Annotated in this window: 12 protein-coding genes and 1 tRNA gene; 10 read left to right on the plus strand and 3 right to left on the minus strand. The window is 69.1% G+C overall.

Translation table 11 applies throughout. The features are described from left to right. Positions 1 to 74: 74 nt before the first annotated feature. From ACFYOY_RS10260 to ACFYOY_RS10295, 8 genes are all read left to right on the plus strand, one after another. Positions 75 to 2,357 carry an FdhF/YdeP family oxidoreductase gene (locus ACFYOY_RS10260; protein WP_388585980.1) on the plus strand — a complete coding sequence of 761 codons (2,283 nt, stop codon included), beginning with the start codon at positions 75 to 77 and terminating at the stop codon, positions 2,355 to 2,357. A 63-nt stretch (positions 2,358 to 2,420) separates the two neighbouring features. Further along, a complete protein-coding gene (locus ACFYOY_RS10265; RefSeq protein WP_351895124.1) occupies positions 2,421 to 2,936 on the plus strand; it encodes a hotdog fold thioesterase in 516 nt (171 codons plus the stop codon). Positions 2,937 to 3,116: 180 nt separating this feature from the next. Continuing rightward, positions 3,117 to 3,572, plus strand: a complete 456-nt coding sequence (locus ACFYOY_RS10270; RefSeq protein ID WP_388585984.1) for a hypothetical protein — start codon at positions 3,117 to 3,119, stop codon at positions 3,570 to 3,572. 465 nt (positions 3,573 to 4,037) lie between these two features. After that, positions 4,038 to 5,270, plus strand: a complete 1,233-nt coding sequence (locus ACFYOY_RS10275; protein WP_351895111.1) for a branched-chain amino acid ABC transporter substrate-binding protein — start codon at positions 4,038 to 4,040, stop codon at positions 5,268 to 5,270. A 103-nt stretch (positions 5,271 to 5,373) separates the two neighbouring features. After that, on the plus strand, positions 5,374 to 6,306 hold the full coding sequence (locus tag ACFYOY_RS10280) for a branched-chain amino acid ABC transporter permease (protein ID WP_014059924.1): 933 nt from the start codon (positions 5,374 to 5,376) through the stop codon (positions 6,304 to 6,306). A 12-nt stretch (positions 6,307 to 6,318) separates the two neighbouring features. Continuing rightward, positions 6,319 to 8,073: a branched-chain amino acid ABC transporter permease gene (locus tag ACFYOY_RS10285; RefSeq protein WP_351895102.1), complete on the plus strand. Its 1,755-nt coding sequence runs from the start codon at positions 6,319 to 6,321 to the stop codon at positions 8,071 to 8,073. Beyond that, positions 8,070 to 9,008 (plus strand): ABC transporter ATP-binding protein, encoded by a 939-nt coding sequence (locus tag ACFYOY_RS10290; RefSeq protein ID WP_351895095.1) that lies wholly within the window; start codon positions 8,070 to 8,072, stop codon positions 9,006 to 9,008. Before ACFYOY_RS10285 ends, ACFYOY_RS10290 begins: the two co-directional genes overlap by 4 nt. After that, positions 9,005 to 9,721, plus strand: coding sequence for an ABC transporter ATP-binding protein (locus ACFYOY_RS10295; RefSeq protein ID WP_093460985.1), 717 nt, complete (start codon positions 9,005 to 9,007; stop codon positions 9,719 to 9,721). The genes ACFYOY_RS10290 and ACFYOY_RS10295 overlap by 4 nt, the downstream gene beginning before the upstream one ends. A gap of 83 nt (positions 9,722 to 9,804) precedes the next feature. Here the strand turns inward: ACFYOY_RS10295 and ACFYOY_RS10300 are convergent, their stop codons facing one another. After that, positions 9,805 to 10,437, minus strand: a complete 633-nt coding sequence (locus tag ACFYOY_RS10300; RefSeq protein WP_351895085.1) for a response regulator — start codon at positions 10,435 to 10,437, stop codon at positions 9,805 to 9,807. 94 nt (positions 10,438 to 10,531) lie between these two features. Between ACFYOY_RS10300 and ACFYOY_RS10305 the strand changes: the two genes are divergently transcribed. Next, positions 10,532 to 10,614: transfer RNA gene (locus ACFYOY_RS10305), tRNA-Leu, on the plus strand. Between the two features lie 78 nt (positions 10,615 to 10,692). Then, the gene (locus tag ACFYOY_RS10310; protein WP_351895078.1) at positions 10,693 to 11,472 is read left to right on the plus strand and encodes a helix-turn-helix domain-containing protein; all 780 of its coding nucleotides are present in this window, start codon (positions 10,693 to 10,695) and stop codon (positions 11,470 to 11,472) included. A 36-nt stretch (positions 11,473 to 11,508) separates the two neighbouring features. On the opposite strand, the gene pyk is transcribed toward ACFYOY_RS10310, so the two are convergent. Continuing rightward, positions 11,509 to 12,939 carry a pyruvate kinase gene (pyk, locus tag ACFYOY_RS10315; protein ID WP_078640861.1) on the minus strand — a complete coding sequence of 477 codons (1,431 nt, stop codon included), beginning with the start codon at positions 12,937 to 12,939 and terminating at the stop codon, positions 11,509 to 11,511. Positions 12,940 to 13,096: 157 nt separating this feature from the next. Continuing rightward, positions 13,097 to 13,840, minus strand: a complete 744-nt coding sequence (locus tag ACFYOY_RS10320; RefSeq protein ID WP_351895069.1) for an SIMPL domain-containing protein — start codon at positions 13,838 to 13,840, stop codon at positions 13,097 to 13,099. Between the last annotated feature and the right edge of the window lie 85 nt (positions 13,841 to 13,925).

Consider the following 13,925-nt stretch of genomic DNA (forward strand, 5'->3'; position numbering starts at 1 on the left):
ATGGGCCCGTGACAGGATTTGACCCACAGGTCCACGCACAGGTCCCGCAACGTTCGAGCCCAAGGGGAGCGACGATGGCAGCCAAGCCGCCCGCAGGCGATCCGATCCAGGACGCGCCCGAAGTCACACCCCCGCAACATGCCGCCGCCGGGCTGCCGGCCGTGGGGCATTCGCTGCGCATCGCCCAGCAGCAGATGGGGGTGCGCCGCACCGCGCTCACCCTCCTGCGCGTCAACCAGAAGAACGGCTTCGACTGCCCCGGCTGCGCCTGGCCCGAGCCGGACAAGCGCCATGCGGCCGAGTTCTGTGAGAACGGGGCGAAGGCCGTCGCCGAGGAGGCCACCCTTCGCCGGGTCACCCCCGACTTCTTCGCCGCCCACCCGGTGGCCGACCTCGCCACCCGGAGCGGCTACTGGCTCGGCCAGCAGGGCCGGCTCACCCAGCCGATGTATCTGGACGAGGGCGCCGAGCGGTACGAGCCGGTGTCCTGGGACCGGGCCTTCGACATCATCGGCGACGAGCTGACCGCGCTCGACTCCCCCGACGAGGCGGTCTTCTACACCTCGGGCCGCACCAGCAACGAGGCGGCCTTCCTCTACCAGCTCTTCGCCCGCGAATTCGGCACCAACAACCTGCCCGACTGCTCCAACATGTGCCACGAGTCCTCCGGCTCGGCGCTCACCGAGACCCTCGGCGTCGGCAAGGGCAGTGTGCTGCTCGAGGACCTCTACCAGGCCGACCTGATCATCGTGGCCGGGCAGAACCCCGGCACCAACCACCCGCGCATGCTCTCCGCCCTGGAGAAGGCCAAGGCCGGCGGCGCGAAGATCATCTCCATCAACCCGCTGCCCGAGGCCGGGCTGGAACGGTTCAAGAACCCGCAGAACGCGCGCGGCATCGCCGGCGGCGGCACCGCGCTCACCGACCTCTTCCTGCAGATCCGGCTCGGCGGCGACCAGGCCCTCTTCCGCCTCCTCAACAAGCTCATCCTGGAGACCGAGGGCGCCACCGACGAGCAGTTCATCGGCGAGCACACCCACGGCTTCGAGGAGTTCGCCAAGGCCGCCCGCGACGCCGACTGGGACGAGACGCTGCGCGCCACCGGCCTCGACCGCGCCGACATCGACAGCGCGCTGCGCATGGTCCTCGACTCCAAGCGCACCATCGTGTGCTGGGCGATGGGCCTGACCCAGCACAAGCACTCGGTGCCCACCATCCGGGAGGTCGTCAACTTCCTCCTGCTGCGCGGCAACGTCGGCCGCCCCGGCGCCGGGGTCTGCCCGGTGCGCGGCCACAGCAATGTGCAGGGCGACCGCACCATGGGCATCTTCGAGCGCCCCGCCCCGGCCTTCCTCGACGCCCTGGAGCGCGAGTTCGGCTTCGCCCCTCCACGTGAGCACGGCTTCGATGTCGTGCGGGCCATCCGCGCCCTGCGCGACGGCCAGGCGAAGGTCTTCTTCGCCATGGGCGGCAACTTCGTGGCGGCCTCCCCCGACACCGAGGTCACCGAGGGCGCGATGCGCGCCGCGCGGCTGACCGTCCATGTCTCCACCAAGCTCAACCGCTCCCATGTGGTCACCGGGGCGCGGGCGCTGATCCTGCCCACCCTCGGCCGCACCGAGGCCGATCTGCAGGGCGGCGGCCCGCAGTTCGTCACCGTCGAGGACTCCATGGGCATGGTGCACGCCTCCCGCGGGCGCCTGGAGCCCGCGAGTTCCCATCTGCTCTCCGAACCGGCCATCGTCTGCCGACTGGCCCGCCGGGTGCTCGGCCCCGAAAGCCGCACCCCCTGGGAGGAGTTCGAGAAGGACTACGCGCTGATCCGCGACCGTATCGCCGCCGTCATCCCCGGCTTCGAGGACTTCAACACCCGGGTGAGCGACCCCTCCGGTTTCGCCCTGCCGCACGCCCCGCGCGACAGCCGCAGCTTCCCCACCACCACCGGTAAGGCCAACTTCACCGCGGCCCCCGTCGAGTACCCCACAGCGCCCGAGGGCCGGCTGCTGCTGCAGACCCTCCGCTCCCACGACCAGTACAACACCACCATCTACGGCCTGGACGACCGCTACCGCGGCATCAAGAACGGCCGCCGGGTGGTGCTGGTGCACCCCGAGGACGCCCAGGAGCTCGGGCTGGCCGACGGGAGCTACGCCGACCTGGTCAGCGAGTGGACGGACGGCACCGAGCGGCGCGCCGCCGGCTTCCGCGTGATCCACTACCCGACCGCGCGCGGCTGCGCCGCCTCGTACTACCCGGAGACCAACGTCCTGGTCCCGCTGGACGCCACCGCCGACACCAGCAACACCCCGGCGAGCAAGTCCGTGGTGGTCCGCCTGGAACAGACACCCCCGGCCTAAGCGTTTGCTCAGTGGGCCTGGTAAGAAGGTGGCCACCACAAGCAACCGAACGGAGCCGGTCCGATGGGCGAGCAGACCAGCGTGAAGTTCCCCCAAGAGGTAGTCGACGAGTACGCGGCGCTCGGCGTCGACCTTCCCGCGCTGTTCTCCGCAGGACACCTGGGCACCCGCATGGGCGTGCAGATCCTGGAAGCCTCCGCGGACCGCGTCGTGGCCACCATGCCCGTGGAGGGCAACACCCAGCCGTACGGACTGCTGCACGGCGGCGCCTCCGCCGTGCTGGCCGAAACCCTCGGTTCGGTCGGCTCGATGCTCCACGGCGGCAGCGGGCGGATCGCGGTCGGCGTCGACCTCAACTGCACCCACCACCGCGGAGTGCGCTCCGGCTTGGTCACCGGCGTCGCCACCCCTGTCCACCGGGGCCGCTCCACCGCCACCTACGAGATCGTCATCAGCGATGAGCAGGACCGGCGGGTGTGCACCGCCCGCCTCACCTGCCTGCTGCGCGAGGTCGACGGAGCCGGTCAGGCCAAGACGGTCGCCGAGGTCACCGAGGCCAGGGAGCGCGGCGAAGCGTGACGCCCGGCGGGCCGGACGCCCCCGGACGGCATCCGGCCCCGGGCGGCGTCCGGTGTTCCGTTCCCAGCCCCGGGCGGCATCCAGCGCCCCGCTTCCGGCCCCGGCCGATCCGGCCCTCGCCGCAACGGCCCGCGTCATCGCCGTTGTCCCCCCGGGAGGCCGGGTCTAGCGTGGCTCCCCATGGGGGCAACGACCCGGGCGGGTTCCTGGCCCGCCACCGCCTGTGGCTGCGCTCTCGTACTCGCCGTGACACTGACCGGATGCGGCGGATCCGGTTCCGGCAGCCCTGACGGCTCTCGCGGCTCGGGTGACAGCCCCCCGTCCGCGTCCGGCCCCGGCCCCGACAGCCCCACGCCACAGGCGCCTTCGCCCGTACGGCTGTGCGCCGACCTCATCTCCTACTGGGCCGAACAGGACCTCGCGGGCAGCCGCTGGGCCGGGCTCGACTGGGAGCAGAAGGGGCTCTCCAACCAGCAGTACGAGATCTACGGCGACATCGTCCACGCCGCGCGCGCCGAGCGGCGGCGGCATGGCACCCCGGCCGCCAAAGCGCTGATCAAGCGCCTGGCCGAGCGCCGCTGCGCGGCCGCGAACGGCGCCACCCACAGCTCCGAGAACTGGCGCCCGCCGACCTGAGCCGCACCCGTCCGGCAGCCCCGCCACCGCACCGGACCGACGTCGACAGTCGTAACACTCCGTAACACTGACGCAATATAAGATCGCGTTTCCGCCACCCGCGACGCCCCTGAACTCGATCTTTCTCCGCTCATCCGCACACGGCGGTTCGCGCATCGTTCACCAGTCCCCCGCACTCCTTAGCGGAACTGCAGCTTCTCAGGATCCGGACCTAATGGTTGGATCAGATTCGCCCCATTCGTCCCTTACGTTCCGCTACACGGACATCCTGGGGTGACGCGCGTCATAACAAGACAGTCACATCATCGTCTAGACCTCTGCCCCCGATCGCGCCCCGCGCTTAGAGTCACAGCCAGTCACGGCCCCGTGGGGTGTACGCCGCACCCGCACGGCCATTCCAGGTTCATCCGGCGAGGACACGGCACCCCATGAACCCGGGGTGCCGGGCCAGCGAAAGGATTCCTCGTGCGACACCGTTCCTTGCTCATCATCACGACCGCGATAACTGCGGGAGCACTCACCCTCAGCGCCTGCGGGTCGCGCGACGACAAAGACGACAGTGGCGGCAAGGACAGCAAGACCACCGTGGTCATCGGTGTCGACGCCCCGCTCACCGGCTCGCTGTCCGCCCTCGGCCAGGGCATCAAGAACTCCGTCGACCTCGCGGCGAAGGTGGCCAACAAGAACAACGAGGTCGACGGGGTCACCTTCAAGGTCAAGTCCTTCGACGACCAGGCCGTGCCCTCCTCCGGCAAGGCGAACGCGACCTCGATGGTCGACGACGAGGACATCCTCGGCGCGGTCGGGCCGCTGAACTCGGGCGTCGCCCAGTCCATGCAGGGCGTCTTCGACCGGGCCGACCTCGCCCAGGTCTCCCCCGCCAACACCAACCCGGCCCTCAGCCAGGGTGACGACTGGGCCTCGGGCAAGAAGTCGCGCCCCTTCAAGACCTACTTCCGCACCGCGACCACCGACATCATCCAGGGCCGCTTCGCCGCGCAGTACTACTACAAGGACGCGAAGAAGCGGAAGGTCTTCGTCGTCGACGACAAGCAGGCGTACGGCAACGGCCTCGCCACCATCTTCGCCGAGGAGTTCAAGCGCCTCGGCGGCAAGGTCGTCGGCCGGGACCACCTGACCGTCAAGGAGACCGACTTCTCCGGCATCTCCAGCAAGGTCAAGTCCACCGGCGCCGACTCCGTCTACTTCGGCGGCCAGTACCCCGAGGGCGGTCTGCTGTCCGACCAGGTCAAGCAGGCCGGCGCGCAGGTCCCGATCATGGGCGGCGACGGCATCTACGACCCCGCCTTCATCAAGGCGTCGGGCACCAACAACGACGGCGACCTCGCCACCTCCGTCGGCTACCCGGTCGAGCAGCTCGACTCCGCCAAGACCTTCGTGAAGAACTACGGGGACCAGCACTACAAGGACCCGTACGCGGCCTACGGCGGCTACTCCTACGACGCCGGCTGGGCCATCATCCAGGCCGTCAAGGCCGTCGTCGAGGACAACGACGGCAAGCTCCCGGACGACGCCCGCGCCAAGGTCACCGAGGCGCTCGGCAAGGTCTCCTTCGACGGCGTCACCGGCAAGGTCTCCTTCGACCAGTACGGCGACACCACCAACAAGCAGCTGACCGTCTACAAGGTCACCAAGGGCGCCTGGAAGTCCGTGAAGAGCGAGACCTTCAAGGACTGACCCCCGGCGGCGATCCGCACACCCACGAAACGAATCCGCGCGAGGGCGTACACCATCGCCCTCGCGCGGCGTCATATCCGACACGCTCATCGGAGGCCCTGCGGTGCACGAACTGCCGCAAACGCTGGTCAACGGCCTGACCCTTGGCGCCCTCTACGGCTTGATCGCCATCGGGTACACCATGGTCTACGGCATCGTCCAGCTCATCAACTTCGCCCACGGCGAGATCTTCATGATCGGGGGCTTCGGGGCCCTCACCATCTACATCTGGCTGCCCAGCGGCACCGCGCTCTCCCTCGCCCTGCCCCTCATGCTGATCGGCGGCGTCATCGCCTCGGTCGCCATCGCCACCGCGGCGGAACGCTTCGCCTACCGGCCCCTGCGCGGCGGCCCCCGGCTCGCCCCCCTGATCACCGCGATCGGCCTGTCCATCGCACTGCAGCAGGCCGTCTGGGCCTTCTACCCCGACGCCAAGAAGCCCCGCAGCTTCCCGCAGTTCGAAGGCTCCTCGTTCGAGATCTTCAGCGATCTCCACATCCAGCGCGGCGACGCCTTCCTCCTCATAGCCGCCCCGGTGTGCATGCTCGCCCTCGGGCTGTTCGTCTCCAAGAGCCGCGCCGGCCGCGCCATGCAGGCCACCGCACAGGACCCCGACACCGCCAAGCTCATGGGCATCAACACCGACCGCATCATCGTGATGGCCTTCGCCATCGGCGGTGCGTTCGCCGCCGTCGCCGCCCTCTCCCACGGGCTCAAGTACGGCCAGATCAACTTCGAGATGGGCTTCATCGCCGGCCTCAAGGCGTTCACCGCCGCCGTGCTCGGCGGCATCGGCAACATCTACGGCGCCATGCTCGGCGGCGTCGTCCTCGGCATCGTCGAGGCCCTGGCCATCAAGTACATCCAGGACATCCCCGGGATGGACCAACTCGGCGGCGGCGCCTGGAAGGACGTATGGGCCTTCACCCTGCTCATCGTCGTCCTGCTGGTCAGGCCACAGGGCCTGCTCGGCGAACGCGTCGCGGACCGGGCGTGAGGGAGTGAACCGATGACCACCGACAAGACCCAGCCCACCCCCGTGAACGAGGCCGAGGCCGGCGCCACCGCGCCGCGCACCACCCTGCTCCGCGCCCTCACCGCGGCCGGCGGCGCCGCCGCCGTCGTCTCCACCTTCCTCGCCTGGACCTGGACCGCCGAATTCCCCGGCGACCTGACCGTCTACGGCTACCCGGGCGGACTGCAGCTCCTCACCCTCGTCCTCGGCATCGCCACCGCCGTCTTCGCGCTGGCCGCCCTCGACCTCAAGGGCCTGCGCTGGCTCACCCCCAGCGGCTCCACCCAGGCCCTGCGGATGCTGGCCCTCGGCACCTTCGCCATCACCTGGTTCACCGTCATCGCCATCGCCGTGGACCTGGACGGCCTGGTCAACCTCGAACCCGGCGGCTGGATCGCCGCGGTGGTGACCGCCGCCCCCGTGGCCACCACCTTCCTGCTCCCGGACGACACCCGCCCCCTGTGCCGCCCCAAGCAGCTGCCCTCCTGGGCCGAGATCCTGATCATCGCGGGCGTCTTCGCCCTCGGCCTCTACGTGGTCAACTACGGCATCCAGACCGACGCCGACCACCCCGAGCCGTTCATCGGCTACCTCATCGCCGTCGCGTTCGCCGCCGTCGCCCTGGTCAAGGCCGGGCTCGTCAGCCGGATCAGCGAACTCACCAGCGCCTACCGCTCCACCACCCTGGTCGCGGCGCTGATCACCGCGATCGTCTTCCCCTTCTTCCAGGACAAGTCCAGCTTCACCGAACTCGGCGTCAACATCGCGATCTTCGCGACCGTCGCCCTCGGCCTGAACATCGTCGTCGGCCTCGCGGGCCTCCTCGACCTCGGATACGTCGCCTTCCTCGGCGTCGGCGCCTACACCGCCGCCCTGGTCTCCGGTTCCACCGCCTCGACCATCGACGTCAAGTTCCCCTTCTGGGCCGCCGTGATCACCGGCGGTGTGGTCTCGCTGATCTTCGGCGTGATCATCGGCGCCCCCACCCTGCGGCTGCGCGGCGACTACCTCGCCATCGTCACCCTCGGCTTCGGAGAGATCTTCCGTCTCGCCATGCTGAACCTCGACGGCACCTCCGGCCCCTCCGTCACCAACGGCCCCGACGGCATCCCCAACATCCCGCCGCTGGAGATCTTCGGGTTCAACTTCAACGACGACCACACCATCGCCGGACTCAGCCTCGACTCCAACGGCAACTACTACCTGCTGATGCTGCTGGTCACCATCGTCGTCGTGCTGATCTTCAGCCGCGCGGGCAACTCCCGCATCGGCCGCGCCTGGGTCGCCATCCGCGAGGACGAGACCGCCGCCACCGCCATGGGCATCAACGGATTCCGGGTCAAGCTGGTCGCCTTCGCGCTCGGCGCCACCCTCGCCGGAGTCGCCGGCGCCGTATGGGCCCACTTCCAGTCCACCGTCGTCCCCGAGCAGTACGTCTTCGCCGGCCCCGTCCCGCCCAACTCCACCTTCCTGGTCGCCGCCGTCATCCTCGGCGGCATGGGCACCATCGGCGGCCCGCTGCTCGGCGCCACCCTGCTCTACCTGATCCCCAAGAAGCTGGAATTCCTCCAGGACTACCAGCTCCTCGCCTTCGGTATCGCGCTCATCCTGCTGATGCGCTTCCGCCCCGAAGGGATCGTCCCGAACCGGCGGCAGCAGCTCGAATACCACGAGACCGGCCAGCTCGACGTCCCCGGCGCGACCGGACTCAAGGACGGTGCCGTCGGCGTCACCAAGGCGGAGGCATGACACAGATGACCACCACCACGACCTCCCCCGTGCTCACCGCAACCGGCGTCACCATGCGCTTCGGCGGGCTCACGGCCGTACAATCCGTCAACCTCGACGTCCACCCCGGCGAGATCGTCGGCCTCATCGGCCCCAACGGCGCGGGCAAGACCACCTTCTTCAACTGCCTCACCGGCCTCTACATCCCCACCGAGGGCAGCGTCGCCTACCAGGGCACCGTCCTGCCGCCCAAGCCCCACCTCGTCACCCAGGCCGGCATCGCCCGCACCTTCCAGAACATCCGGCTCTTCGCCAACATGACGGTCCTCGAGAACGTCCTCGTCGGCCGCCACACCCGCACCAAGGAGGGCCTGTGGTCGGCCCTCCTGCGCGGCCCCGGCTTCAAACGCGCCGAGGCCGCCTCCAAGGCCCGCGCCATGGAACTCCTGGAGTTCACCGGCCTCGCCGACAAGGCCGACCACCTCTCCCGCAACCTCCCCTACGGCGAACAGCGCAAGCTGGAGATCGCACGCGCCCTCGCCAGCGACCCCGGACTGCTGCTCCTCGACGAGCCCACCGCCGGAATGAACCCCCAGGAGACCCGCGCCACCGAGGAACTGGTCTTCGCCATCCGGGACCTGGGCACCGCCGTGCTCGTCATCGAGCACGACATGCGCTTCATCTTCAACCTCTGCGACCGGGTCGCCGTGCTCGTCCAGGGCCAGAAGCTCGTCGAGGGCACCTCCGAGGTCGTCCAGAGCGATGAGCGCGTCATCGCCGCCTACCTCGGCACCCCCTTCGAGGGCGCACCCGGCGCGGAGGAGGCCGCCGAGGTCGAGGCCGCGGAGGCCGGAGCCACCACCGGCGCCACGACCGGCGCCACGACCGGTGCCCCGCAGGACGAGACCCAGCGGGGCACCACGGGCACCACAGCACGTACGGAGGACGGACAGTGACCGCACTGCTCGAGGTCGAGGACCTGCGCGTCGCCTACGGCAAGATCGAGGCCGTCAAGGGCATCTCGTTCAGCGTCGAGGCCGGCCAGGTCGTCACCCTCATCGGTACCAACGGCGCGGGCAAGACCACCACGCTGCGCACCCTGTCCGGCCTGCTCGAGCCCCTCGGCGGGGAGATCCGCTTCGACGGCCAACCGCTGAAGGGCGTCCCCGCGCACAAGATCGTCGCCCTGGGGCTGGCCCACTCGCCCGAGGGGCGGCATATCTTCCCGCGGCTGTCGATCGCCGAGAACCTCCAGCTCGGAGCGTTTCTCCGGAAGGACGCGGACGGCATAGCCGCCGACATCCGCCACGCCTACGAGCTCTTCCCCATCCTCGGCGAACGCCGCGCCCAGGCGGCCGGCACCCTCTCCGGTGGTGAGCAGCAGATGCTCGCGATGGGGCGGGCGCTGATGTCCCGCCCCAAGCTGCTGATGCTCGACGAGCCCTCGATGGGCCTCTCGCCGATCATGATGCAGAAGATCATGCACACCATCGCCGAGCTCAAGTCCCAGGGCACGACGATCCTGCTGGTCGAACAGAACGCCCAGGCGGCCCTGTCGCTGGCCGACCAGGGCCATGTGATGGAGATCGGCAAGATCGTGCTGTCGGGGACGGGGGATGCGCTGCTGCACGACGAGTCCGTGCGGAAGGCGTACCTCGGCGAGGACTGAGGACTGAGGACTGAGGACTGGCAGAAACGGTAAGGGCCCGTACCGCCGACGCGGCGGTACGGGCCCCTTCCGCTCGTCCCCTACTACTCCTTGGCCTTCTTCTCCGCCGCGTCCTCGATGACGGCCTCGGCCACCTGCTGCATCGACAGCCGACGGTCCATCGAGGTCTTCTGGATCCAGCGGAAGGCGGCGGGCTCGGTCAACCCGTACTGCGTCTGCAGAATGCTCTTGGCCCGGTCCACGAGCTTGCGGGTCTCCAGCCGCTGGGAGAGGTCGGCGACCTCCTGCTCCAGGGTCTTCAGCTCGGTGAAGCGGGAGACGGCCATCTCGATGGCCGGGACCACATCGCTCTTGCTGAACGGCTTCACCAGATACGCCATCGCCCCGGCGTCCCGGGCCCGCTCGACCAGCTCGCGCTGGGAGAAGGCGGTCAGCATCAGGACGGGCGCGATACGGTCGGCCGCGATCCGCTCGGCGGCGGAGATGCCGTCGAGAACCGGCATCTTGACGTCGAGGATGACGAGGTCGGGGCGGTGCTCCTGGGCGAGCGCGACAGCCGTCTCACCATCGCCCGCCTCGCCGACGACGGAGTACCCCTCCTCCTCGAGCATCTCCTTCAGGTCGAGGCGGATGAGCGCCTCGTCCTCGGCGATGACGACGCGGGTGGTGTGCGGCGGAATGTGCGACTGCTCGTCGACGGGCTCGGTGGCGCTCACGGGGCTCCTCGTTCCTGGCAGGTACTGCACCTTGAGCCTACCTGCGAGACGAGATCGGTTCGCACACGGTAAGCTGTGCGCGCTGCAACTCCTTGCCGGGTTGGTGGAATGGTATACACGGAGGTCTCAAACACCTCTGCCCGAGAGGGCTTGCGGGTTCGAATCCCGCACCCGGTACTCAAGCGGACGTTCACATTCGCGTGGTAGGCACCGAATTCGCCGCAGCCTCATCCCCACGAGTGCGACGCTCGATACATGAACGATTACAGTCCGTCGATTCGACACGACGCTGTGATGCTGATGCGACAGGGTGTCGCCAATCGTGACGTGGCCGAGCTTCTCGGAATCCCACGGGGCACCGTTGGCTGGTGGCGATATCAGGACCGAAAGCAGCGGGGCGAGCTCTTCGTGCAGCCTACGGACTGCCCCCAATGCACTGACCGAGCATTCGACCACCGGTCGTATGCGTACCTTCTGGGCCTCTATCTCGGCGACGGCCATATCGTCTCCAAGCCCAAACAGCACCATCTGTCCATCTTCTGCGCCGACGCCTGGCCCGGTCTGATCGACGAGGCGGAGACCGCCATGCGCAAGGTGATGCCCAAGCCCAGCGTGCAGCGGCGGCAGAAGAACGGCTGCGCCGAGGTGAAGTCCTACACGAAGCACTGGACGTGCATGTTCCCGCAACATGGGCCGGGAAAGAAGCATGACCGCGTCATAGCCCTGGAGCCTTGGCAACAGGCGATCGTGGACGCACACCCATGGGAATTCATCCGCGGGCTATACCACTCCGACGGCTGCCGCGTCACCAACTGGACCACGCGCATCGTCGCCGGGAAGCCGAAGCGCTACGAATACCCTCGGTACCTCTTCACCAACAAGTCCGACGACATCCGCAAGCTCTGCTCCGACACCCTCACCACGGTCGGCGTCGAGTGGACCACGCTCGCGCGCGGGAGCGATCCGTTCAACATCTCCGTCGCCCGCCGCGCCTCCGTCGCCCTCATGGACAAGCACGTCGGGCCGAAGTACTGAATCCCAGTACTTCGGCCCCAAGGGAGCGAGGTTCGGCTACCTCAGGTCGTCCGCGCCGATGTGGTGGACGCGCACGAGGTTGGTGGAGCCGGAGACGCCGGGCGGGGAGCCGGCGGTGATGATGACGAGGTCGCCCTTGCGGCAGCGGCCGAGGCGTAGCAGTTCCTCGTCGACCTGGGCCACCATCTCGTCCGTGGAGTTGACCATCGGGCCGAGGAAGGTCTCGACGCCCCAGGTCAGATTGAGCTGGGAGCGGGTGCCCGGGTCCGGGGTGAAGGCCAGGAGGGGGATCGGGGAGCGGTAGCGGGAGAGGCGGCGGACGGTGTCGCCGGACTGGGTGAAGGCGACGAGGAACTTCGCGCCGAGGAAGTCGCCCATCTCGGCCGCCGCGCGGGCCACCGCGCCGCCCTGGGTGCGGGGCTTGTTGCGCTCGGTGAGCGGGGGGAGGCCCTTGGCGAGGATGTCCTCCTCGGCGGCCTCGACGATGCGGCCCATCGTCTTGACCGTGACGATCGGGTACTTGCCGACGCTGGTCTCGCCGGAGAGCATCACCGCGTCCGTGCCGTCGATGATCGCGTTGGCTACGTCGGACGCCTCCGCGCGGGTGGGGCGGGAGTTCTCGATCATCGAGTCGAGCATCTGGGTCGCGACGATCACCGGCTTGGCGTTCCGCTTGGCCAGCTTGATCGCGCGCTTCTGGACCATCGGCACCTGCTCGAGCGGCATCTCCACGCCGAGGTCGCCGCGGGCGACCATGATGCCGTCGAAGGCGTCGACGATGCCCTCGAGGTTCTCGACCGCCTGCGGCTTCTCGATCTTGGCGATGACGGGGAGCCGGCGGTCCTCCTCGTCCATCACCCGGTGGACGTCGACGACGTCGTTGCCGTTGCGGACGAAGGAGAGGGCGATGACATCGGCGCCGATGCGCAGTGCCCAGCGCAGGTCCTCGATGTCCTTCTTGGACAGCGCGGGGACGGAGACGGCCACGCCGGGGAGGTTGAGCCCCTTGTGGTCGGAGATCATGCCGCCTTCGATGGCGATGGTGTGCACCCGGGGTCCGTCGATGTCGACGACCTCGAGGGTGACCCGGCCGTCGTCGACGAGGATCCGCTCACCCTTGCTGACGTCGCCGGCCAGCCCCTCGTAGGTGGTGCCGCAGCGGAACCGGTCGCCCTCGATGGGTTCGACGGTGATGATGAACTCGTCTCCGCGTTCAAGGAGTACGGGTCCTTCACGGAAGCGGCCGAGCCGAATCTTCGGACCTTGAAGGTCGGCGAGGATGCCGACGCTGCGGCCGGTTTCCAGCGAGGCTTTGCGCACTCGCCGATAACGCTCCTCGTGCTCGGCATAGGTGCCGTGGCTGAGGTTGAAGCGGGCCACATCCATTCCGGCTTCGATGAGTGCCTTGATCTGCTCGTACGAGTCGGTGGCGGGTCCCAAAGTACAGACGATTTTTGCTCGGCGCATGGTGCCGAGCCTATGACTTACCGGCGAGTAAAGAGCCCGGAACTTCACACTCCTCCATGGCCTTTGGATGGCGGGCCATTGACAACTAATGAAACGTGCAGCGGGGTGCTCCGATGAGCGTTTCGGAGGATGGTTTCAAGACTCGGAAGCAGGGCCTTCAGAGCTCGGGAGGGGTGATCGTGAAGCGCGCGTTGACATGCGCATACACGGTCTGGCGCTGCGGTTCGAGGTCGAGCGCGGCGACGGCGTCCCGGTCCGCGGGGCCGCCGAAGGCGGACCGGCCGCGCGTGGCGGCGGCCACGGGCTGGAGCGGGCCCTGCTCCGCCTCGAGGTCGGCGAGCTCGGTGAGCGCGACCAGCCGGGAGCCGAGTGCTCCGGCGTACTCGCGGGCCCGCTGCACCGCCTCCCGCACCGCCTGCTGCCGGGCCCGGCCGTAGGCGGGCGAGTCGGGGCGCAGCCCCCACCAGGGGCCGTCGACGCGGGTGAGGTCGAGGTCGGCGAGGCGGGTGGTGAGCTCGCCGAGGGCGGTGAAGTCGGTGAGGGTCGCGGTGAGGTGCACCCGCCCGTGGTAGGCCCGTACGCGCTCATGGCGGCTCTTGGGGTTGATCTCGGGGGTGACCGAGAAGGCGCCGGTCTCCAGCTTCTCGACCGCTTCGCCGTAGGGCTTCACCAACGCGAGGACCTGGTTGTTGCGGCGGGTGAGGTCATCGAGCGCGGCGCGCCGGTCGGCGCCGCGGGCGCTGACGGTGATGGTGAGCCGGGCGATCTCGGGGTCGACCTCCAGCGTCGCCTCGCCGCGGACGGCGACGCGCGGGGTGTCGGGGGTGCCGTAGGGCACGGGGGCGGCAGGCGCGGGGGCGGCGGGCTGCGGCGGCTGGCTGGGGTGGGCCGGCTGGTCCATGGCGGCTCCTGGTCGGGTGTGCGCGGGGTGGTGTCCGGAGCGTACGACGCCCGGGGCCTCGGCGGGGTGGGACGACCCGGCCGTT

The organism is Streptomyces sp. NPDC007875, assembly GCF_042868035.1.
In the GTDB taxonomy this organism is placed as follows: Bacteria; Actinomycetota; Actinomycetes; order Streptomycetales; family Streptomycetaceae; genus Streptomyces; species Streptomyces antimycoticus.

Bases quoted from the DNA above. Each gene is read 5' to 3' on its own strand.
- ACFYOY_RS10260 (WP_388585980.1), top strand. From the start codon at position 75: ATGGCAGCCAAGCCGCCCGCAGGCGATCCGATCCAGGACGCGCCCGAA.
- ACFYOY_RS10265 (WP_351895124.1), top strand. From the start codon at position 2,421: ATGGGCGAGCAGACCAGCGTGAAGTTCCCCCAAGAGGTAGTCGACGAG.
- ACFYOY_RS10310 (WP_351895078.1), top strand. From the start codon at position 10,693: ATGAACGATTACAGTCCGTCGATTCGACACGACGCTGTGATGCTGATG.
- pyk (WP_078640861.1), bottom strand. From the start codon at position 12,939: ATGCGCCGAGCAAAAATCGTCTGTACTTTGGGACCCGCCACCGACTCG.
- ACFYOY_RS10270 (WP_388585984.1), top strand. From the start codon at position 3,117: ATGGGGGCAACGACCCGGGCGGGTTCCTGGCCCGCCACCGCCTGTGGC.
- ACFYOY_RS10285 (WP_351895102.1), top strand. From the start codon at position 6,319: ATGACCACCGACAAGACCCAGCCCACCCCCGTGAACGAGGCCGAGGCC.
- ACFYOY_RS10290 (WP_351895095.1), top strand. From the start codon at position 8,070: ATGACACAGATGACCACCACCACGACCTCCCCCGTGCTCACCGCAACC.
- ACFYOY_RS10320 (WP_351895069.1), bottom strand. From the start codon at position 13,840: ATGGACCAGCCGGCCCACCCCAGCCAGCCGCCGCAGCCCGCCGCCCCC.